This is a genomic window from Shewanella sp. M-Br (genome assembly GCF_036245925.1).
Lineage (GTDB): Bacteria > Pseudomonadota > Gammaproteobacteria > Enterobacterales > Shewanellaceae > Shewanella > Shewanella oncorhynchi.
In genome coordinates this window covers 18,567-39,441 of sequence record NZ_BJBV01000032.1, presented here as the reverse complement: position 1 = coordinate 39,441, position 20,875 = coordinate 18,567, and the positions used below count along the sequence as shown (strand labels likewise).

The 20,875-nt window shown below is 46.4% G+C and carries 21 protein-coding genes; all 21 read left to right on the top strand.

All coding sequences use genetic code 11. From position 1 onward, the window contains the following. The first annotated feature begins 46 nt into the window (after positions 1-46). Entirely contained in the window at positions 47-475 is a 429-nt protein-coding gene (gene rplK / locus AAA952_RS20765) for a 50S ribosomal protein L11 (protein ID WP_006083611.1), read from the top strand. A 4-nt stretch (positions 476-479) separates the two neighbouring features. After that, positions 480-1,181, top strand: a complete 702-nt coding sequence (gene rplA / locus AAA952_RS20760) for a 50S ribosomal protein L1 (protein ID WP_105251030.1) — start codon at positions 480-482, stop codon at positions 1,179-1,181. Positions 1,182-1,449: 268 nt separating this feature from the next. Next, positions 1,450-1,950: a 50S ribosomal protein L10 gene (gene rplJ, locus AAA952_RS20755; protein ID WP_006083609.1), complete on the top strand. Its 501-nt coding sequence runs from the start codon at positions 1,450-1,452 to the stop codon at positions 1,948-1,950. Positions 1,951-2,004: 54 nt separating this feature from the next. Beyond that, positions 2,005-2,370 (top strand): 50S ribosomal protein L7/L12, encoded by a 366-nt coding sequence (rplL, locus tag AAA952_RS20750; protein ID WP_105251031.1) that lies wholly within the window; start codon positions 2,005-2,007, stop codon positions 2,368-2,370. A gap of 243 nt (positions 2,371-2,613) precedes the next feature. Next, on the top strand, positions 2,614-6,645 hold the full coding sequence (gene rpoB / locus AAA952_RS20745) for a DNA-directed RNA polymerase subunit beta (protein ID WP_113941599.1): 4,032 nt from the start codon (positions 2,614-2,616) through the stop codon (positions 6,643-6,645). An 84-nt stretch (positions 6,646-6,729) separates the two neighbouring features. Beyond that, positions 6,730-10,947 (top strand): DNA-directed RNA polymerase subunit beta', encoded by a 4,218-nt coding sequence (gene rpoC / locus AAA952_RS20740; protein ID WP_105251033.1) that lies wholly within the window; start codon positions 6,730-6,732, stop codon positions 10,945-10,947. A gap of 179 nt (positions 10,948-11,126) precedes the next feature. After that, on the top strand, positions 11,127-11,501 hold the full coding sequence (gene rpsL / locus AAA952_RS20735; RefSeq protein ID WP_006083605.1) for a 30S ribosomal protein S12: 375 nt from the start codon (positions 11,127-11,129) through the stop codon (positions 11,499-11,501). Between the two features lie 81 nt (positions 11,502-11,582). Further along, positions 11,583-12,053: a 30S ribosomal protein S7 gene (gene rpsG, locus AAA952_RS20730; RefSeq protein ID WP_011787570.1), complete on the top strand. Its 471-nt coding sequence runs from the start codon at positions 11,583-11,585 to the stop codon at positions 12,051-12,053. A gap of 78 nt (positions 12,054-12,131) precedes the next feature. Beyond that, entirely contained in the window at positions 12,132-14,228 is a 2,097-nt protein-coding gene (gene fusA, locus AAA952_RS20725; protein ID WP_338259326.1) for an elongation factor G, read from the top strand. Positions 14,229-14,300: 72 nt separating this feature from the next. Next, positions 14,301-15,485 (top strand): elongation factor Tu, encoded by a 1,185-nt coding sequence (gene tuf, locus AAA952_RS20720; protein ID WP_105251028.1) that lies wholly within the window; start codon positions 14,301-14,303, stop codon positions 15,483-15,485. A gap of 334 nt (positions 15,486-15,819) precedes the next feature. Beyond that, complete coding sequence (gene rpsJ, locus AAA952_RS20715; RefSeq protein ID WP_006083601.1) at positions 15,820-16,131, top strand: 30S ribosomal protein S10; 312 nt, start codon at positions 15,820-15,822, stop codon at positions 16,129-16,131. Positions 16,132-16,161: 30 nt separating this feature from the next. Continuing rightward, positions 16,162-16,800, top strand: coding sequence for a 50S ribosomal protein L3 (gene rplC, locus AAA952_RS20710; protein WP_006083600.1), 639 nt, complete (start codon positions 16,162-16,164; stop codon positions 16,798-16,800). A 17-nt stretch (positions 16,801-16,817) separates the two neighbouring features. Then, the gene (gene rplD, locus AAA952_RS20705; RefSeq protein ID WP_113941598.1) at positions 16,818-17,423 is read left to right on the top strand and encodes a 50S ribosomal protein L4; all 606 of its coding nucleotides are present in this window, start codon (positions 16,818-16,820) and stop codon (positions 17,421-17,423) included. Continuing rightward, on the top strand, positions 17,423-17,725 hold the full coding sequence (gene rplW / locus AAA952_RS20700) for a 50S ribosomal protein L23 (RefSeq protein WP_025008843.1): 303 nt from the start codon (positions 17,423-17,425) through the stop codon (positions 17,723-17,725). Before rplD ends, rplW begins: the two co-directional genes overlap by 1 nt. Before the next feature lie 16 nt (positions 17,726-17,741). Beyond that, positions 17,742-18,566 (top strand): 50S ribosomal protein L2, encoded by an 825-nt coding sequence (gene rplB / locus AAA952_RS20695; RefSeq protein ID WP_006083597.1) that lies wholly within the window; start codon positions 17,742-17,744, stop codon positions 18,564-18,566. A 14-nt stretch (positions 18,567-18,580) separates the two neighbouring features. Further along, positions 18,581-18,859, top strand: a complete 279-nt coding sequence (rpsS, locus tag AAA952_RS20690; RefSeq protein WP_006083596.1) for a 30S ribosomal protein S19 — start codon at positions 18,581-18,583, stop codon at positions 18,857-18,859. 15 nt (positions 18,860-18,874) lie between these two features. Then, on the top strand, positions 18,875-19,207 hold the full coding sequence (rplV, locus tag AAA952_RS20685) for a 50S ribosomal protein L22 (RefSeq protein WP_006083595.1): 333 nt from the start codon (positions 18,875-18,877) through the stop codon (positions 19,205-19,207). A 9-nt stretch (positions 19,208-19,216) separates the two neighbouring features. Beyond that, positions 19,217-19,909 (top strand): 30S ribosomal protein S3, encoded by a 693-nt coding sequence (gene rpsC, locus AAA952_RS20680; protein ID WP_006083594.1) that lies wholly within the window; start codon positions 19,217-19,219, stop codon positions 19,907-19,909. An 11-nt stretch (positions 19,910-19,920) separates the two neighbouring features. Further along, positions 19,921-20,331, top strand: coding sequence for a 50S ribosomal protein L16 (rplP, locus tag AAA952_RS20675; RefSeq protein WP_006083593.1), 411 nt, complete (start codon positions 19,921-19,923; stop codon positions 20,329-20,331). Beyond that, positions 20,331-20,522 (top strand): 50S ribosomal protein L29, encoded by a 192-nt coding sequence (gene rpmC / locus AAA952_RS20670; protein ID WP_006083592.1) that lies wholly within the window; start codon positions 20,331-20,333, stop codon positions 20,520-20,522. The genes rplP and rpmC overlap by 1 nt, the downstream gene beginning before the upstream one ends. After that, positions 20,522-20,770: a 30S ribosomal protein S17 gene (gene rpsQ / locus AAA952_RS20665; protein ID WP_006083591.1), complete on the top strand. Its 249-nt coding sequence runs from the start codon at positions 20,522-20,524 to the stop codon at positions 20,768-20,770. The genes rpmC and rpsQ overlap by 1 nt, the downstream gene beginning before the upstream one ends. Positions 20,771-20,875: the final 105 nt, after the last annotated feature.

Sequence of the window (20,875 nt, the reverse complement as noted above, 5' to 3'; positions counted from 1 at the left end):
AGCATGTCGCTGATGCGCGTTTGAACCCAAACTGAGGAAATGTCAGATGGCAAAGAAGATTGATGCTTATATTAAGCTACAAGTAAAATCCGGTTCTGCGAACCCATCACCACCAGTTGGTCCAGCTTTGGGTCAAAAAGGTGTGAACATCATGGAATTCTGTAAAGCGTTTAACGCCCGTACAGAAAAAATGGAAAAAGGCATGCCTATTCCAGTCGTGATCACTGTTTACAGTGACCGTTCATTCACTTTTGAAACTAAGACTTCTCCAGCGTCTTACTTACTGAAGACTGCTGCAGGCCTGAAATCAGGTTCTCCACGTCCAAACACTCAGAAAGTGGGTACTATCGCTCGCGCTAAAGTTCAAGAAATTGCTGAACTGAAAGCTGCCGATATGACTGGTGCTGACATTGAAGCGATGACTCGCTCAATCGAAGGTACTGCGCGTTCAATGGGTTTGGTTGTAGAGGATTAATATAATGGCAAAGCTAACTAAACGCATGCGCGTAATTCGCGAAAAAGTTGACGGTACTAAAAGCTACGATATCAACGAAGCTGTTGCTCTGTTAAAAGAATTAGCAACTGCAAAATTCGTTGAAAGTGTAGACGTAGCAGTTAACCTGGGTATTGACCCTCGTAAATCTGACCAAAACGTTCGTGGTGCAACAGTGTTGCCACACGGTACTGGTCGTGACGTTCGCGTTGCAGTATTTACACAAGGTGCAAATGCTGAAGCTGCTAAAGCTGCTGGCGCTGAGCTAGTTGGTATGGATGATCTGGCTGAGAAAATCAAAGCCGGTGAAATGAACTTTGACGTAGTTATCGCATCTCCAGATGCAATGCGCGTTGTTGGTATGTTAGGTCAAATCTTAGGCCCACGTGGTTTAATGCCTAACCCTAAAACAGGTACAGTAACGCCAAACGTTGCTGAAGCTGTTAAGAACGCCAAAGCGGGTCAAGTTCGTTACCGTAACGACAAGAACGGTATTATCCACACTACTATCGGTAAAGTGGATTTCACACCAGTTCAATTGAAAGAAAACTTGGAAGCGTTAGTGTCAGCACTGAAAAAGGCTAAGCCTGCAGTTGCTAAAGGCATTTTCGTGAAAAAGATCAGCATCTCTACCACTATGGGTGCAGGTGTTGCAGTTGATCAAGCTACGCTTGAAACAACTCTATAATTTTACAAAGCGGGTGCATTAGTCTATAATGCGCGCACTTTGTGGGTTGAAGCCTGTTTTATCTCTCGTTTAGGCGGAGTTTAACTCAGGTTTCCGTCCAAGACCGCAGGTGTTTTTTGTAAAAATAACTTAATTTCCTGCGTAGACGGTGTCAGGCCCCAGCTAAAATTTTTTACTGGATAATCTGCACCGTAAGTCACTAAATACATAAGTATTTAGTATGGTAAATACTAGGGAATACCCTAGGTAGAATCCAGGAGTAAAGCCAATGGCATTAAGACTCGAAGACAAAAAAGCGATTGTTGCTGAAGTCAACGAAGCTGCCAAAGGTGCGCTATCTGCAGTTGCCGCTGATTCTCGCGGTGTGACTGTAGGTGCTATGACCGGTCTGCGTAAAAAAGCTCGCGAAGCTGGTGTATATGTACGTGTAGTACGTAACACGCTAGCTCGTCGTGCTGTTGAAGGTACTGCTTTTGAGTGCCTAGCAGAAACGTTCACTGGCCCAACTTTGATTGCTTTTTCTTTAGAGCACCCAGGTGCTGCAGCACGTCTGTTAAAAGACTTTGCTAAAGAACAAGCTAACTTCGAAGTTAAAGGCGCAGCCTTTGAAGGGAATTTCATCCCTGCAGCTGAAATTGATCGTTTGGCGAAACTGCCAACATACGAAGAAGCACTAGCTCAGTTAATGATGACTATGAAAGAAGCATCTGCTGGCAAGTTCGTTCGTACACTGGCCGCCCTGCGCGATCAAAAACAAGAAGCCGCTTAATTTCAAGCTGGCTGCTTAATAAAATTGAATTCAGAACAATAGGAAACATTTGTTATGTCTATCACTAAAGACCAAATCTTAGAAGCCTTTGCAGCTATGTCTGTAATGGAAGTTGTTGAACTGATCGAAGCTATGGAAGAGAAGTTCGGCGTTTCTGCCGCTGCTGCTGTTGTTTCTGGCGGTGCAGAAGCAGTTGTTGTTGAAGAACAAACAGAATTCAACGTAGTTCTGACTGCTCACGGCGACAACAAAGTTGCAGTTATTAAAGCCATCCGTGGCGCAACTGGTTTAGGCCTGAAAGAAGCTAAAGCTATGTCTGAAGCTGCTCCAGTAGCAGTTAAAGAAGGCGTTTCTAAAGAAGAAGCTGAAGCTCTGAAGAAAGAACTTACTGAAGCTGGTGCTTCTGTAGAAATTAAGTAAGCTATTATTTAGCTTGCTCACCCAAGCCACTTGGGTGGAGGCTGGCGGTTTTTTAACCGTCGGCCTTTTTTGCGCTATATGCGCTGGCGATTTTTTTTCACCGTTTGTCGCCAAATTTTGCAGTCCCTAGCAGAGATTACTGGTTAGGTTCTTGCCATCAACGGTGATGGGCAAACGTGCTGAATTTTAATAACTTAAGTTATTTATTCAGTCTTGGTCACATCTCGTAAGCAGAGGAAACCCATGGTTTACTCCTATTCTGAAAAGAAGCGTATTCGCAAAGACTTTGGTAAGCGTCCAAAAGTTTTGGATATCCCTTATTTATTGTCTATCCAGCTAGACTCTTTTAAGAAGTTCACCGATCAAGATCCTACCGGTGAGCGCGGTTTAGAAGCCGCCTTCCGTAGCGTTTTTCCCATCAAGAGCTTTTCTGGTAACTCAGAACTGCAATACGTCAGCTATAAGCTTGGCGAGCCTGTTTTTGATGTGAAAGAGTGTCAGATCCGTGGTGTTACGTATTCAGCTCCACTACGCGTTAAATTACGCATGGTGTTGTATGACCGTGAAGCAGCGGCGGGCACAGTAAAAGATATTAAAGAACAAGAAGTCTACATGGGTGATATCCCATTGATGACGGATAACGGTACTTTTGTTATCAACGGTACTGAGCGTGTAATCGTATCTCAATTACACCGTTCTCCAGGCGTGTTCTTTGATCATGACCGTGGTAAAACCCACTCATCCGGTAAGGTGCTGTATAACGCACGTATTATTCCTTACCGTGGTTCATGGCTTGACTTTGAATTCGATCCTAAAGATGCACTATTTGTGCGTATTGACCGTCGCCGCAAACTGCCTGCGACCATCATGTTACGTGCATTAGAATATTCTACTCAAGAGATCCTCGATCTGTTCTTCGAACGCGTTGAGTTCAAGATCAAGAAAGATACTCTGGTCATGTCTTTGGTGCCTGAACGTCTGCGTGGCGAAACTGCCAGCTATGACATCAAGGATGCTGAAGGTTCTGTACTGGTTGAAGCGGGACGTCGTATTACTGCGCGTCACATTCGTCAGTTAGAAAAGACTAATACCACTGAGCTTGAAGTGCCAGTTGAATATATCGTGGGCAAATATGCTGCTCAAGATTATATCGATCCGGACACGGGTGAAGTTTTAGTCTCTGCCAACAGTGAAATTAGCTTAGAAGATCTGGCTAAACTATCATTGGCCGGTATTAAAGATATCAGCACGTTGTATATCAACGAGCTAGATCATGGTGCTTATATTTCAGATACGCTGCGTATCGATTCAACCACTAACCGCTTAGAAGCGCTGGTTGAGATCTATCGTATGATGCGTCCTGGCGAGCCACCAACCAAAGATGCTGCCGAAGCGCTATTCCAGAACTTGTTCTTCAGTGAAGAGCGTTATGACCTGTCTAAAGTAGGTCGTATGAAGTTCAACCGTCGTCTCAGCATTCCTGATGACGAAGGTAGCGGTGTATTGTCTAAAGAAGACATCGTCGCGGTAATGAAGAACATCATTCATATCCGTAACGGTTTCGACGAAGTCGATGACATCGATCACTTAGGTAACCGTCGTATTCGTAGCGTCGGTGAAATGGCTGAAAACCAATTCCGTGTTGGTTTAGTCCGTGTTGAGCGCGCCGTGCGTGAACGTCTGTCTTTAGGCGATCTGAACGAGCTGATGCCACAAGACTTGATCAACGCTAAGCCAATTTCTGCTGCAGTGAAAGAGTTCTTCGGTTCTTCTCAGCTGTCACAATTCATGGACCAAAACAACCCGCTGTCAGAAGTAACGCATAAGCGTCGTATTTCTGCACTTGGCCCTGGTGGTTTGACTCGTGAACGTGCAGGCTTCGAAGTCCGCGACGTACATCCAACGCATTATGGTCGTTTATGTCCAATTGAGACCCCTGAAGGTCCAAACATTGGTCTAATCAACTCATTAGCAAGTTTTGCCCGTACTAACTCTTACGGCTTCCTAGAAACGCCATACCGCAAGGTTATCGACGGCGTGATTACTGACGAAGTGGAATACTTGTCAGCAATCGAAGAAGGTCGTTATGTGATTGCACAGGCGAACATTGAAGTTGACGCGAACGGTCGTATGGCAGAAGAGCAAATTGCTTGTCGTCATAAAGGTGAATCTACCTTTATGCGCGCTGCTGACATCCAGTATATGGACGTTTCGCCACAACAGATTATTTCTGTTGCTGCGTCGCTGATCCCGTTCTTAGAACACGACGATGCTAACCGTGCCTTGATGGGTGCGAACATGCAACGTCAAGCCGTACCCACACTGCGCTCTGAAAAGCCGCTAGTAGGTACTGGTATTGAACGTACTTTGGCTGTTGACTCTGGTGTTGTGGTTGTTGCTAAACGTGGTGGTTTTGTAGACTACGTTGATGCGAGCCGCATCGTTGTTAAAGTAAATGAAGATGAGTTGCGTCCAGGCGAAGCCGGTATCGACATTTATAACCTGACTAAATACACCCGTTCTAACCAAAACACTTGTATCAACCAACGCCCTTGTTGTGCTGTTGGTGAGCCAGTCGTTCGTGGTGACGTGTTAGCAGACGGTCCGTCTACTGACTTAGGTGACTTAGCCCTTGGCCAGAACATGCGTATCGCATTCATGCCTTGGAACGGTTACAACTTCGAAGACTCGATCTTAATTTCTGAGCGCGTAGCGCAAGAAGACCGTTTCACCACTATCCACATTCAGGAGCTGTCTTGTATTGCTCGTGATACCAAACTGGGTAGCGAAGAAATCACGGCTGATATTCCAAACGTAGGTGAATCTGCTCTGTCGAAACTCGACGAGTCAGGTATCGTTTACATTGGTGCAGAAGTGAAGGGCGGCGATATTCTGGTTGGTAAAGTGACGCCAAAAGGCGAAACACAGCTAACGCCAGAAGAGAAGTTACTCCGTGCTATCTTCGGTGAGAAAGCGTCTGACGTTAAAGACAGTTCACTGCGTGTTCCTAACTCTGTTAAGGGCACTATCATCGACGTTCAGGTATTTACCCGTGACGGCGTTGAAAAAGATAAGCGTGCAGTTGAAATCGAAGAGATGCACATTGCCCAAGCTCGTAAAGACTTAGGCGAAGAGTTCAAGATCCTTGAAGAAGGTGTATTGAGCCGTGCGCGTAACCTGTTAATCGGTGCTGGTTTCACTGAAGCGCAAATTGCTGCGTTGCCACGTAAAGATGTATTGGTTCAAGTCATTGACGATGAAGCAAAACAAACTGAACTTGAGCAATTAGCTGAACAGCATGAAGAGCTGAAAGCTGACTTCGATAAGAAGTTTGAAATCAAACGTCGCAAGATCACCCAAGGTGATGATTTGGCGCCAGGCGTACTCAAAATCGTTAAGGTTTACTTAGCGGTTAAGCGTACTATCCAACCTGGTGACAAGATGGCGGGTCGTCACGGTAACAAGGGTGTTATCTCTAAGATTTGCCCAATCGAAGACATGCCATATGACGAACAAGGTAACCCAGTAGACATCGTATTGAACCCGCTAGGTGTTCCATCACGTATGAACATTGGTCAGGTACTTGAAGTCCATATGGGCGCCGCTGCCAAAGGCATTGGTAACAAGATCACTGCGATGCTTGAAGAACAGCGTGAGCTGGCTGAAGTTCGTGGTTACATCAAGCAAGTTTATGAATTAGGTGACGAAGTGCAGCAGCGCGTCGATATCGATTCATTCACTGATGATGAAGTATTACGTCTTGCGACTAACCTGAAAGGCGGTATCCCGATTGCAACTCCTGCATTCGACGGTGCTAAAGAGAAAGAGATCAAGCAGATGCTTGAACTTGCAGGTTTGCCAACCTCTGGTCAGTTGAAGTTGTTTGATGGTCGTACCGGTAACGAATTTGAGCGTCAAGTAACGGTAGGTTACATGTACATGCTCAAACTGAACCACTTAGTTGATGACAAGATGCACGCCCGTTCTACCGGTTCGTACAGCTTAGTGACTCAACAACCACTGGGCGGTAAAGCTCAGTTCGGTGGTCAGCGTTTCGGTGAGATGGAAGTGTGGGCACTAGAAGCATACGGTGCCGCTTATACGCTTCAAGAAATGCTCACTGTTAAATCGGATGACGTTAACGGTCGTACTCAGATGTATAAGAACATCGTCGACGGTAACCATCAGATGCAACCTGGCATGCCAGAGTCCTTCAACGTGTTACTGAAGGAGATCCGTTCACTCGGTATTAATATCGAGTTGGATCAGGCATAAGCGCAGGCCTTTAGCCGCGTTTGGCAAACAGAATGGTGCTCCGTGCAAGCGGAGCACCCGGTTTAACTCCTTCAGGAGAGAAACGTGAAAGACTTATTAAAGTTTCTGAAACAGCAAAGCAAGACTGAAGAATTTAACGGCATCAAAATTGGTCTGGCATCGCCTGATCTGATCCGTTCTTGGTCTTTTGGTGAAGTTAAGAAGCCAGAAACCATCAACTACCGTACCTTCAAGCCTGAGCGTGAAGGTCTGTTCTGTGCGCGTATCTTTGGCCCAGTCAAAGATTACGAATGTTTGTGCGGTAAGTACAAACGTTTGAAGCACCGTGGTGTTATTTGTGAAAAGTGTGGCGTTGAAGTAACCCAAACTAAAGTACGTCGTGAACGTATGGGTCACATCGAACTGGCTAGCCCAGTTGCGCACATTTGGTTCTTAAAATCACTGCCGTCACGTATTGGCTTAATGCTGGATATGACGCTGCGTGATATCGAACGCGTACTGTATTTTGAATCATTTGTCGTGATCGAGCCTGGCATGACCAGCCTTGAACGTGGCCAAATGCTGACAGAAGAAACTTATCTGGATGCATTAGAAGAATACGGTGATGAGTTCGAAGCTAAAATGGGTGCCGAAGCAGTGCTTGAACTGTTACGTGCTATCGATTTAGCAAAAGAAATTGAACAAATGCGTGAAGAATTGCCTTCAATCAATTCTGAGACTCGTCGCAAGAAAGTGACTAAACGTCTTAAGTTGATGGAAGCATTCTACACTTCAGGCAACAAGCCTGAGTGGATGATCTTAAAAGTACTGCCTGTGTTACCACCTGACTTACGTCCGTTGGTTCCGCTCGATGGCGGCCGCTTCGCGACTTCAGATCTTAACGACCTGTATCGCCGCGTGATCAACCGTAACAACCGTTTGAAGCGTCTGTTAGATTTAGCTGCGCCAGACATTATCGTACGCAACGAAAAGCGTATGTTACAAGAGTCTGTTGATGCGCTATTAGATAACGGTCGTCGTGGTCGTGCTATTACCGGTTCTAACAAGCGTCCTCTGAAATCTTTGGCTGATATGATCAAAGGTAAGCAAGGTCGTTTCCGTCAGAACTTGTTGGGTAAGCGCGTTGACTATTCTGGTCGTTCGGTAATTACCGTAGGTCCTACTCTACGTCTGCACCAATGTGGTCTTCCTAAGAAGATGGCACTGGAACTGTTCAAGCCATTCATCTATGGCAAGCTAGAAGGTCGTGGCTTAGCTACTACTATCAAAGCGGCTAAGAAGATGGTTGAGCGTGAAGTAGCGGAAGTTTGGGACGTTCTGGATGAAGTGATCCGCGAACATCCAGTGATGCTCAACCGTGCACCAACACTGCACAGACTGGGTATCCAAGCGTTCGAACCAGTACTGATTGAAGGTAAAGCAATCCAGTTACACCCACTCGTTTGTGCGGCATACAACGCCGACTTCGATGGTGACCAAATGGCGGTACACGTACCGTTAACACTGGAAGCGCAGCTTGAAGCCCGTGCCCTGATGATGTCTACTAACAACATCCTGTCACCAGCCAACGGCGAGCCTGTTATCACCCCGTCTCAAGACGTGGTATTGGGTCTGTACTACACCAGCCGTGAGCGTATTAACGGCCGTGGTGAAGGTATGGCATTTATGTCTGTTGCTGAAGTTGAAAAAGCTTACGCAACTGGCGCTGCTGAACTGCATGCCCGCGTTAAAGTTCGTATCACTGAAACCATTATTGGTGACGATGGTGAGCGCACTGAACAACGCCGTATCGTTGATACGACTGTGGGTCGTGCTCTGCTGTCACTTATTCTGCCAGCAGGTTTGTCATTTGATCTGGTTAACCAGAACATGGGCAAAAAGCAGATCTCTAAACTGTTGAACACCTGTTATCGTCAACTGGGTCTGAAAGATACTGTTATCTTCGCTGACCAATTGATGTATACCGGTTTCCGTTTTGCAACCATCTCTGGTGCCTCTGTAGGTATCGATGACATGGTTATTCCAGACGAGAAATACACCTTAGTTGCTGATGCAGAAGCGGAAGTTCTTGAAATTCAAGAGCAGTTCCAATCTGGTCTAGTCACAGCCGGTGAGCGTTACAACAAAGTTATCGATATCTGGGCTAGTGCCAACGAAAAAGTTTCTAAAGCTATGATGGAAAACCTGTCAACTGAGACAGTGATTAACCGTGATGGTGTTGAAGAGAAACAAGCCTCGTTTAACAGCATCTATATGATGGCTGACTCAGGCGCTCGTGGTAGTGCCGCACAGATCCGTCAGTTGGCGGGTATGCGTGGTCTGATGGCTAAGCCAGACGGCTCAATCATCGAAACGCCAATTACCGCTAACTTCCGTGAAGGTCTAAACGTACTCCAGTACTTTATTTCTACTCACGGTGCGCGTAAAGGTCTAGCCGATACGGCATTGAAGACAGCGAACTCGGGTTACCTGACTCGTCGTCTTGTAGACGTTGCACAAGATTTAGTGGTTATCGAAGACGATTGTGGTACTCACGAAGGTCTAACCATGAAACCGCTGATTGAAGGTGGTGATGTGGTTGAGCCGTTACGTGAACGCGTACTGGGTCGTGTGGTTGCGATTGATGTGTTCTATCCAGGCACTGAAGACGTATTAGCACCACGTAACACGCTACTCGACGAAGCATGGTGTGACAAGTTAGAAGAGCATTCAATCGACGAAGTGATTGTACGTTCTGTTATTTCTTGTGATACCGATTTCGGTGTGTGTGCAGCTTGTTACGGTCGTGACTTGGCTCGTGGTCATATTATTAACCACGGTGAAGCCATCGGTGTTGTGGCAGCACAATCTATCGGTGAACCAGGTACACAGTTAACGATGCGTACGTTCCACATCGGTGGTGCGGCATCTAGAGCGTCTGCAGAAAACAATGTCCAAGTGAAAAACTCGGGTTCATTGAAACTGCATAATGCTAAGCATGTGACTAACAGTGACGGCAAACTGGTTATCGTTTCTCGTTCTTCTGAACTGGCTGTTATTGACGAGCTGGGTCGTGAGAAAGAGCGTTATAAAGTGCCATACGGTACTGTGCTCGAGAAACTAGAAGAAGCGGCTGTTGAAGCGGGCGATGTTATCGCTAACTGGGATCCACATACTCACCCAATCATTTCTGAAGTGGCGGGTAGTATCAAGTTCGTAGACATGATTGACGGTGTCACGATGACACGTCAAACAGACGAACTAACGGGTCTGTCATCAATCGTGATCCTTGACGTTGGTCAGCGTGGTACTGCGGGTAAAGAAATGCGCCCAATGATCCGTCTGCTTGGCGCTAATGGTGCTGACTTGATGATCCCAGGTACTGAAGTACCAGCACAATACTTCTTACCAGGTAGTGCGATCGTTAACTTAGAAGATAACGCGCAAATCAACGTGGGTGACGCATTAGCTCGTATTCCTCAGGAATCGTCTAAAACTCGCGACATCACCGGTGGTCTGCCACGCGTTGCTGACTTGTTCGAAGCGCGTAAGCCAAAAGAGCCTGCTATTCTGGCGGAAATCTCTGGTACCATCTCGTTTGGTAAAGAGACCAAAGGTAAGCGTCGTTTGGTGATTACACCTGCTGATGGCGGCGATCATTATGAAGAGATGATCCCTAAGTGGCGTAACTTAAACGTGTTCGAAGGTGAAAAAGTCGAACGTGGTGAAGTTATCGCTGACGGTCCAGAAGCGGCACACGACATTCTGCGTCTTCGTGGTATCCACAACGTAGCAAACTACATTGTGAACGAAGTACAGGACGTTTACCGTCTGCAAGGCGTGAAGATCAACGATAAGCATATCGAAGTGATCATCCGTCAGATGCTGCGTAAGTGTCTTATCACTTCTGCCGGTGACACTGACTTCCTCGAAGGGGAACAAGCTGAAGTGTCACGCGTGAAGATCGCTAACCGCGAACTGATCGCCCAAGGTAAAGTGCCTGCGACCTTTGAACGTGAACTACTGGGTATTACTAAAGCATCTCTGGCAACAGAATCCTTTATCTCAGCAGCATCGTTCCAAGAAACGACGCGCGTACTGACCGAAGCCGCCGTAGGTGGTAAGAGCGATCAATTACGTGGTCTGAAAGAAAACGTTATCGTTGGCCGACTGATCCCAGCCGGTACTGGTTACGCTTATCACAAGACTCGTAATGAAGCGCGTGCGAAGAAAAACGAACCTGTAGTAGTGAACAAGATCACTGCAAGTGAAGCCGAACAGAACTTGGCCGATCTCTTAAACTTGGCTGGTAGCCAAGATTAAGTAATAAGTTTGTTATAAAAAGGCGCCTATGGCGCCTTTTTTCTTGTAATATGCCGCAAAAGTTGGCTATTTCTTGACAGTCAGGCATTACCTTTCTAAAATTCCGCGTCCCACCATTGTGGGATATAGATTTTTCACACCTTATCGTTGAGTTTGATTCAACTGACTCGGAGCTATACATGGCAACTGTAAACCAGTTGGTACGTAAGCCACGCGCGCCAAAAGTCGACAAGACTAACGTGCCTGCGTTGAATGCGTGCCCGCAAAAACGTGGTGTTTGTACACGTGTGTACACTACTACCCCTAAAAAACCTAACTCTGCACTACGTAAAGTAGCTCGTGTGCGTCTAACTAACGGTTTCGAAGTTACTTCGTACATCGGCGGTGAAGGCCACAACCTGCAGGAACATAGCGTGATCTTAATCCGTGGTGGTCGTGTTAAAGACTTACCAGGTGTGCGTTATCACACTATTCGTGGCGCATTAGACTGTGCAGGCGTGACTTCACGTCGCCAAAGCCGTTCTAAATACGGTGCTAAGCGTCCTAAGTCTTAACTTATCCGTTAAGTAAGGCCAAGCTAGTTTTATTTTGAGAATTCCAGTTTTGGAAATCCCTGAAGCATACGGAGAATTGTTATGCCAAGACGTCGCGTTGTAGGACAACGTAAAATCCTACCAGATCCAAAGTTTCACAGTGAGTTGCTGGCTAAGTTCATCAACGTCATTATGCAAGACGGCAAAAAGTCGACTGCAGAAAAAATTATTTACAAGGCACTAGATGTTGTCGCTGAAAAGAAAAGCGAAAACCATTTAGTTATCCTTGAAGCAGCCCTGGACAACGTTCGCCCATCAGTCGAAGTTAAATCTCGTCGCGTTGGTGGTTCTACGTACCAGGTACCATGTGAAGTTCGTCCTGTGCGTCGTAACGCACTGGCGATGCGCTGGTTAGTTGAAGCTGCTCGTAAGCGTGGTGAAAAATCTATGGCTTTACGTCTGGCAGGTGAAATGCTGGATGCGTCTGAAAACAAAGGTACTGCTGTTAAGAAGCGTGAAGACGTGCATCGCATGGCTGAAGCTAACAAAGCCTTTGCTCATTACCGTTGGTAATATGATGGTGTGGGCTTAGGCCCACACCATAGTTGTTGATATTGCCAAGACTTAGGTCTTGGTGGAGAGGGTATAATCGTGGCTCGTACAACCCCAATTGAGCGTTATCGTAATATCGGTATTTGTGCTCATGTTGACGCAGGTAAAACCACCACAACAGAACGTGTTCTGTTCTATACCGGTTTGTCTCATAAAATCGGTGAGGTGCATGACGGCGCCGCTACCACAGACTGGATGGTTCAAGAGCAAGAGCGTGGTATCACTATCACCTCGGCTGCGGTAACCACATTCTGGCGTGGTATGGATGCTCAATTCACTGAACACCGCATCAATATCATCGATACCCCTGGTCACGTTGACTTTACTATTGAAGTTGAACGGTCTCTGCGCGTCCTCGACGGTGCTGTTGTCGTTTTCTGTGGTTCATCTGGTGTTGAACCTCAGTCAGAAACAGTGTGGCGTCAAGCTGATAAATACCGCGTTCCACGTTTGGTATTTATCAACAAGATGGACCGTGCAGGTGCAGACTTTGAACGTGTAGTGAAGCAAATTAGAACTCGTCTTGGAGCCACTTGTGTGCCTATTCAATTGAATATCGGTGCAGAAGAAAACTTCAAAGGCGTGATCGACTTAATCAAGATGAAAGCGATTAACTGGAATGAATCAGACCAGGGTATGACTTTCACTTATGAGGAGATCCCTGCAGAGTTAGCTGCTAAAGCGGCTGAAATGCATGAGTATCTGGTTGAAGTGGCAGCTGAATCTTCGGATGAACTGATGGATAAGTACCTTGAAGAAGGCACGCTATCAGAAGACGAAATTAAAAAGGCGCTACGTCAGCGTACTATAAATAATGAAATCGTTTTAGCGACTTGTGGTTCTGCATTTAAGAACAAAGGCGTTCAAGCGGTACTTGATGCGGTTATTGAATTCTTGTCAGCGCCAATTGATGTGCCTCCAATTAAGGGCATCGACGAGAACGACCAAGAAGTAGAACGCCCATCAGATGACAATGCGCCTTTTGCTGCATTGGCATTTAAGATTGCTACAGATCCATTCGTAGGAACTTTGACCTTTATTCGCGTGTACTCAGGCGTACTCGAATCAGGTTCGGGCGTTTACAACTCTGTCAAACAGAAGCGTGAACGCGTAGGTCGCATGGTGCAAATGCACGCAAACGATCGCACTGAACTGAAAGAAGTCCGTGCTGGTGATATCGCAGCGGCGATTGGTCTAAAAGAAGTGACTACGGGTGATACGCTTTGTGATAACGATCATAGAGTGATCTTGGAACGTATGGAGTTCCCAGAGCCAGTAATTACCATTGCCGTTGAGCCTAAGTCAAAAGCAGATCAGGACAAAATGGGTATCGCGTTGCAAAAACTTGCAGCGGAAGATCCATCATTCCGAGTTGAAACTGACGAAGAATCATCACAAACTCTGATTTCGGGTATGGGTGAGTTACACTTAGACATCATCGTAGACCGTATGCGTCGCGAATTTGGTGTTGAATGTAACGTAGGTAAGCCACAAGTGGCCTACCGCGAAACTATCCGAGCTTCAGTAGAAGCTGAAGGTAAATTTGTACGCCAATCAGGTGGTCGTGGACAATTCGGTCACGTTTGGTTAAAACTAGAGCCTAATGAAGAAGGCGCTGGTTACGAATTTGTCAATGCTGTTGTGGGAGGTGTGATTCCTCGTGAATTCATTCCTGCGGTTGATAAAGGTATCCAAGAACAGATGAAGAATGGCGTTCTCGCTGGCTTCCCTGTGTTGGACGTGAAGGTCACTCTGTTCGATGGTTCATATCATGATGTGGACTCGAACGAGATGGCGTTCAAAATTGCAGGTTCTATGGGCTTCAAAAAGGGTGCGCTTGAAGCGAATCCGGCGTTGCTCGAACCTTGCATGAAAGTAGAAGTAACTACCCCTGAAAATTATATGGGTGACGTCGTTGGTGATTTGAACCGTCGTCGTGGCCTAATTGAAGGGATGGATGATGGCTTTGGTGGCATCAAAATAGTCCATGCTGTAGTGCCTCTTTCTGAAATGTTTGGTTATGCAACTGATTTGCGCTCTGCTACACAGGGTCGCGCTTCATACTCTATGGAGTTCTTGAAGTACTCTGATGCACCGCAAAACATTGCAAAAGCGATTATTGAATCTCGTAGCTAATATCCAGTTACGACATAAATGTTATTATGGTCCAGCACTGACTGGACTATTCTGAAAAGAAAGGAATATATCGTGGCAAAAGCTAAATTTGAACGTATTAAGCCTCACGTAAACGTGGGCACCATTGGTCACGTTGACCATGGTAAAACCACACTGACTGCAGCTATCTCTCACGTACTGGCTAAGACCTACGGTGGCGAAGCTAAAGACTTCTCTCAAATCGATAACGCTCCAGAAGAGCGTGAGCGCGGTATTACGATCAATACCTCTCACATCGAATATGACACGCCTTCACGTCACTACGCACACGTAGACTGCCCAGGCCACGCTGACTATGTTAAAAACATGATCACTGGTGCTGCACAGATGGACGGCGCGATTCTAGTAGTTGCCTCTACAGACGGTCCAATGCCACAGACTCGTGAGCACATCCTGCTTTCTCGTCAGGTTGGCGTACCTTTCATCATCGTGTTCATGAACAAATGTGACATGGTAGATGACGAAGAGTTACTGGAATTGGTTGAAATGGAAGTGCGTGAACTTCTGTCAGAATACGATTTCCCGGGTGATGATTTACCAGTAATCCAAGGTTCAGCTCTGAAGGCCCTAGAAGGTCAACCAGAGTGGGAAGCTAAGATCCTTGAATTAGCCGCAGCACTGGATTCTTACATTCCAGAACCACAACGTGACATCGATAAGCCGTTCCTACTGCCAATCGAAGACGTATTCTCAATTTCAGGCCGTGGTACAGTAGTTACTGGTCGTGTTGAGCGTGGTATTGTTAAAGTGGGTGACGAAGTTGAAATCGTTGGTGTTCGCACAACGACTAAAACAACGTGTACTGGTGTAGAAATGTTCCGTAAACTGCTTGACGAAGGTCGTGCAGGCGAGAACTGTGGTGTGTTATTACGTGGTACTAAGCGTGATGACGTAGAACGTGGTCAAGTATTGGCTAAACCAGGTTCAATCAACCCACACACGACTTTTGAATCAGAAGTTTACGTTCTGTCAAAAGAAGAAGGCGGACGTCACACTCCATTCTTCAAAGGCTACCGTCCACAGTTCTACTTCCGTACAACTGACGTAACCGGTACTATCGAACTGCCAGAAGGCGTAGAGATGGTAATGCCTGGCGACAACATCAAAATGGTAGTGACTCTGATTTGCCCAATCGCGATGGACGAAGGTTTACGTTTCGCAATCCGTGAAGGTGGTCGTACAGTTGGTGCTGGTGTAGTAGCTAAAATCATCGCTTAATTGCGATAGAAATTAGTTTGAAAAGGAAGCTTCGGCTTCCTTTTTTGTTTGAGGGCTGGTTTTATTCACAAATTTGTGTAAAATGCTCGCCACTCTGAAGTTAAATAGTTATTTGATGACTATTTACACAGCGGGCTTGATATCCGGATTTAGATAGGTATAATGGCCCCCTCGTCGACTTAGGTTGGCGAATTAAATGATTAGTCGCTGAAGTTAATCATTATCATAGCGGCTCCGATTGGGAGCCGAACGGTTAAATCATCTCGCTCTGCTTTTCTATATTGAAGAAGCTAGAGGGTGATTTTTTATATGTCCATTTTAGGAGCTCTGGTCAATGCAGAACCAAAGAATCCGTATCCGCTTAAAGGGATTTGATCATCGCTTAATTGATCAGTCTACAGCGGAAATCGTTGAAACTGCTAAGCGTACAGGCGCGCAGGTTCGTGGTCCAATTCCACTACCTACTCGCAAAGAGCGTTATACCATTTTGATCTCTCCGCACGTTAATAAAGATGCTCGTGACCAGTACGAATTACGTACACACAAGCGCCTGGTTGACATCGTAGAGCCAACTGAAAAGACTGTTGACGCGTTAATGCGTTTAGATCTTGCGGCTGGTGTCGACGTACAGATTAGCTTGGGTTAATTGAGATCCTAGTAAGAAGAGGTTTGAGAGATGGCTATCGGTCTTATTGGTCGTAAAGTTGGTATGACTCGCATCTTCACTGAAGATGGTGTTTCAATACCAGTTACTGTAATTGAAGTTGCAGGCAACCGTGTTACTCAAGTGAAAACTTTAGAAACTGACGGCTACCGTGCACTTCAAGTTACAACTGGCACCAAAAAAGCCAATCGCATCACTAAACCAGAAGCAGGTCACTTTGCCAAGAGCGGCGTTGAAGCCGGTCGTGGTTTGTGGGAAATGCGTTTGGTAGACGGTGAAGGCGAGGGCATTGAAGTTGGTGCTGAGCTAAATGTTGATATTTTCGCAGACGTAGCGAAAGTTGATGTTACTGGTCAATCAAAAGGTAAAGGCTTCCAAGGCGGCGTTAAGCGTTGGAACTTCCGTACTCAAGATATGACTCACGGTAACTCTTTGTCGCACCGCTCGAATGGTTCTATCGGTCAGAACCAAACGCCTGGTCGCGTATTCAAAGGCAAAAAAATGTCAGGCCATATGGGTGCCGAGCGTGTTACTACTCAAAATCTAGTTGTTGTTCGTGTAGATGTTGAGCGTAACCTGCTACTAGTCCGTGGCGCTGTTCCTGGCGCTACCAATGGCGACTTGATTATCAAGCCTGCCGTTAAAGCTTAAGGTCTGAGGAGATAGTAATGGAATTGGTATTGAAAGACGCGCAAAGCGCTCTTGAAGTTTCCGAAACTACCTTCGGCCGTGACTTTAACGAGGCACTGGTTCATCAGGTAGTTGTAGCATACGCTGCAAACGCGCGTCAGGGCACTCGTGCTCAAAAGACTCGTGCGGAAGTAACTGGCTCAGGCAAAAAGCCTTGGCGCCAAAAAGGAACTGGCCGTGCTCGTGCTGGTTCTGTTAAAGGCCCAATCTGGCGTGGCGGTGGCGTAACATTCGCTGCTAAAACCCAAGATCACAGCCAAAAAGTTAACAAAAAGATGTACCGCGGCGCGCTGAGAAGCATTCTGTCTGAATTGGTACGTCAAGAGCGTTTGGTTATTGTTGAATCTTTCGGTGTTGAAGCTCCTAAAACTAAAGAGCTGAAAGCTAAATTGAAAGCAATGAACCTTGAAGACGTTCTGATTGTGACTGCAGAAGTTGATGAGAACTTATTCTTAGCAGCTCGTAACCTGTACAAGGTTGACGTTCGTGATGTAGCGGGTCTAGACCCAGTGAGTCTGATCGCCTTCAACACTGTGCTTGTGACTGCTGACGCAGTGAAGCAAATCGAGGAGATGCTAGCATGATGATCCGCGAAGAACGTTTGCTAAAAGTTATTCTCGCTCCACATATCTCTGAAAAGAGCACTGTGAACGCTGAGAAGCACAACACTGTTGTTTTCCGCGTAGCTATCGATGCAACTAAAGCTGAAATTAAAGCTGCTGTTGCTAAGCTATTTGAAGTTGAAGTTGATTCAGTTCGCACTTTAGTGAGCAAAGGCAAAACTAAACGCACTGGTGGCCGTACTGGTCGTCGTAGCGATTGGAAAAAAGCCTATGTGACTCTAGCTGCTGGTGCTGACATCGATTTCGTCGGCGGCGCTGAGTAAGCAAAGGAGAATTATCATGGCAGTTATTAAGTGTAAGCCAACCTCTCCAGGTCGTCGCCACGTAGTTAAAGTGGTGAACACTGACCTGCACAAGGGTAAACCTTTTGCTGGCTTGTTGGCGAAAAAATCTAAAAGTGGTGGCCGTAACAATACTGGCCGTATCACTGTCCGTCACGTAGGTGGTGGTCATAAGCAGCATTATCGTCTAATCGACTTCAAACGCGATAAAGATGGTATCCCTGCAAAGATTGAGCGTCTGGAATACGATCCAAACCGTACTGCTAACATCGCGTTAGTATTGTATGCGGATGGTGAGCGTCGTTATATTCTTGCTGCCAAAGGCATGCAAGCTGGCGATAAGATCCAGTCTGGTGTTGCTGCCGAGATCAAAACCGGTAACGCTATGCCACTGCGCAACATCCCAGTAGGTTCTGTAGTTCACGCAGTTGAAATGAAGCCTGGTAAAGGTGCTCAGATCGCTCGTTCTGCAGGTGCTTATGTACAAGTTGTTGCTCGTGATGGCGCATATGCCACTCTACGTCTTCGCTCTGGCGAAATGCGTAAAGTGCCAGTTGATTGCCGCGCGACATTTGGTGAAGTTGGTAATGCCGAACACATGCTACGCCAGTTAGGTAAAGCAGGTGCTAAGCGCTGGAGAGGCATACGTCCTACAGTGCGTGGTGTTGCAATGAACCCAGTAGACCATCCACACGGTGGTGGTGAAGGCCGTACTTCTGGTGGTCGTCACCCAGTGACTCCATGGGGTGTGCCAACTAAGGGTTATAAAACTCGTAGTAACAAGCGCACTGACAAGTACATCGTACGTCGTCGTAATAAATAGTAAGAGGATTCGCCATGCCACGTTCTCTCAAGAAAGGTCCCTTCATTGACCTGCACTTGCTGAAGAAGGTAGAGAAAGCGATGGAAGCCGGTGACAAAAAGCCTATTAAGACTTGGTCACGTCGCTCTATGATCATTCCAAATATGATTGGTTTGACCATCGCTGTCCATAATGGTCGTCAGCACGTTCCTGTGTTCGTAACTGACGAAATGATCGGCCACAAACTTGGTGAATTTTCACCAACTCGCACTTATCGCGGCCATGCTGCAGATAAGAAAGCGAAGAAGCGTTAATACGGGAGGAATAAGATGGAAGTTTTAGCTAAACATCGTTTTGCCCGTACGTCTGCGCAGAAGGCCCGTCTGGTTGCTGATCAAATTCGTGGATTGCCTGTTGCTAAGGCCCTCGAGATTTTGACTTTCAGCCCCAAGAAAGCCGCCGTACTGGTTAAAAAAGTACTTGACTCAGCTATCGCAAACGCCGAACACAACGAAGGCGCGGATATTGATGAGCTTAAAGTCGGAGCCGTCTTCGTAGATGAAGGCCCAACTATGAAGCGTATCATGCCACGTGCTAAAGGCCGCGCTGATCGTATCATGAAGCGTACCAGCCACATTACTGTGGTTGTATCAGATCGCTAGGAGAGAGCAATGGGACAGAAAGTACATCCTAATGGTATCCGTCTGGGTATCACCAAGCCTTGGATCTCTACCTGGTACGCAGATAAATCAGATTACGCAAGTAACCTGAACAGCGACTGGGAAGTGCGTAAGTTTCTTGTAGAGAAATTACAAGCTGCTTCAGTATCTAAGATTGTTATCGAGCGTCCAGCGAAAAGCATCCGCGTTACCATTCACACTGCCCGTCCAGGTGTTGTGATCGGTAAGAAAGGTGAAGACGTTGAAGTATTGCGTGCTGCAGTGTCAAAACTTGCTGGCACTCCTGCTCAAATTAACATCGCTGAGATCCGTAAACCTGAGCTAGATGCCAAGTTAGTTGCTGACTCTATTGCACAGCAATTAGAGCGTCGCGTAATGTTCCGTCGTGCTATGAAGCGCGCAGTTCAAAACGCAATGCGTATTGGTGCTCAAGGTATCAAAGTACAAGTTAGTGGCCGTTTAGGCGGAGCTGAGATTGCGCGCGATGAGTGGTATCGTGAAGGTCGTGTACCTTTACATACTTTGCGTGCTGATATCGACTATTCTACATCTGAAAGTCACACCCAATACGGTGTGATTGGCGTTAAAGTTTGGATCTTCAAAGGTGAAGTTCTAGACGGAATGCTGCCACAGATTGAAGAGCCGAAGCAGCAGCAACCTAAGCGCAAGCCTCGTGGTAAATAGGAGAGCCGGCAATGCTGCAACCTAAACGTATGAAGTTTCGCAAGATGTTCAAAGGCCGCAACCGCGGTCTAGCGAACGGTACCGAAGTTAGCTTTGGTACTTTTGGTCTGAAAGCAGTCGGTCGTGGCCGTTTAACTGCACGTCAGATCGAATCTGCACGTCGTGCCATGACACGTCACATTAAGCGTCAGGGACAAATTTGGATTCGAGTTTTCCCGGACAAGCCGATTACCTCTAAGCCTCTTGAAGTGCGTATGGGTAAAGGTAAAGGTAACGTTGAATACTGGGTATGTCAGATTCAACCTGGTAAGGTTCTTTATGAGATGAATGGTGTTTCTGAAGTGATCGCTCGTGAAGCGTTTGCTTTGGCTGCTGCCAAGCTTCCAATTAAGACTACCTTCGTAACTAAGACGGTGATGTAATGAAAGCGAGCGAACTGAGAGAAAAGAGCGTTGAAGAACTGAACGCTGAACTACTTGGTCTGCTGCGTGAGCAGTTCAACCTGCGTATGCAACACGCCACTGGTCAGTTGACTCAGACTAATCAACTGAAATTGGTGCGCCGTAACATTGCGCGCGTTAAGACCATTATTACTTCTAAGGCGGGTGCATAATGTCTGATAAAATCCGTACTTTGCAGGGTCGTGTAACTAGCAACAAAATGGACAAGTCCATTACTGTTGCTATCGAACGCCAAGTGAAACACCCAATTTATGGGAAATACATTAAGCGTACGACAAAGATCCATGCACATGACGAAACGAATCAGTGCAATGAAGGCGATTTAGTAGCGATTCGCGAATGTCGTCCTTTGTCTAAGACTAAGTCTTGGACCCTGGTTGAAGTAGTATCAAAGGCCTAAGTTAATTAGGTATTTAGGTAAACGGCTCCAGAATGTGGGGCCGTTTGTTTTTTAATACTATACATTCCACTTTTATGGTGTTATATTTGCGCGCCATTTTTGACT

Bases quoted from the DNA above. Each gene is read 5' to 3' on its own strand.
- rplD (WP_113941598.1), top strand. From the start codon at position 16,818: ATGGAATTGGTATTGAAAGACGCGCAAAGCGCTCTTGAAGTTTCCGAA.
- rplW (WP_025008843.1), top strand. From the start codon at position 17,423: ATGATCCGCGAAGAACGTTTGCTAAAAGTTATTCTCGCTCCACATATC.
- rplB (WP_006083597.1), top strand. From the start codon at position 17,742: ATGGCAGTTATTAAGTGTAAGCCAACCTCTCCAGGTCGTCGCCACGTA.
- rplA (WP_105251030.1), top strand. From the start codon at position 480: ATGGCAAAGCTAACTAAACGCATGCGCGTAATTCGCGAAAAAGTTGAC.
- rpsS (WP_006083596.1), top strand. From the start codon at position 18,581: ATGCCACGTTCTCTCAAGAAAGGTCCCTTCATTGACCTGCACTTGCTG.
- rpsQ (WP_006083591.1), top strand. From the start codon at position 20,522: ATGTCTGATAAAATCCGTACTTTGCAGGGTCGTGTAACTAGCAACAAA.
- rplK (WP_006083611.1), top strand. From the start codon at position 47: ATGGCAAAGAAGATTGATGCTTATATTAAGCTACAAGTAAAATCCGGT.
- rplL (WP_105251031.1), top strand. From the start codon at position 2,005: ATGTCTATCACTAAAGACCAAATCTTAGAAGCCTTTGCAGCTATGTCT.
- rpsJ (WP_006083601.1), top strand. From the start codon at position 15,820: ATGCAGAACCAAAGAATCCGTATCCGCTTAAAGGGATTTGATCATCGC.
- rplV (WP_006083595.1), top strand. From the start codon at position 18,875: ATGGAAGTTTTAGCTAAACATCGTTTTGCCCGTACGTCTGCGCAGAAG.
- rpsC (WP_006083594.1), top strand. From the start codon at position 19,217: ATGGGACAGAAAGTACATCCTAATGGTATCCGTCTGGGTATCACCAAG.
- rpoB (WP_113941599.1), top strand. From the start codon at position 2,614: ATGGTTTACTCCTATTCTGAAAAGAAGCGTATTCGCAAAGACTTTGGT.
- rpmC (WP_006083592.1), top strand. From the start codon at position 20,331: ATGAAAGCGAGCGAACTGAGAGAAAAGAGCGTTGAAGAACTGAACGCT.
- rpsG (WP_011787570.1), top strand. From the start codon at position 11,583: ATGCCAAGACGTCGCGTTGTAGGACAACGTAAAATCCTACCAGATCCA.
- rplP (WP_006083593.1), top strand. From the start codon at position 19,921: ATGCTGCAACCTAAACGTATGAAGTTTCGCAAGATGTTCAAAGGCCGC.
- rplC (WP_006083600.1), top strand. From the start codon at position 16,162: ATGGCTATCGGTCTTATTGGTCGTAAAGTTGGTATGACTCGCATCTTC.
- rplJ (WP_006083609.1), top strand. From the start codon at position 1,450: ATGGCATTAAGACTCGAAGACAAAAAAGCGATTGTTGCTGAAGTCAAC.
- rpsL (WP_006083605.1), top strand. From the start codon at position 11,127: ATGGCAACTGTAAACCAGTTGGTACGTAAGCCACGCGCGCCAAAAGTC.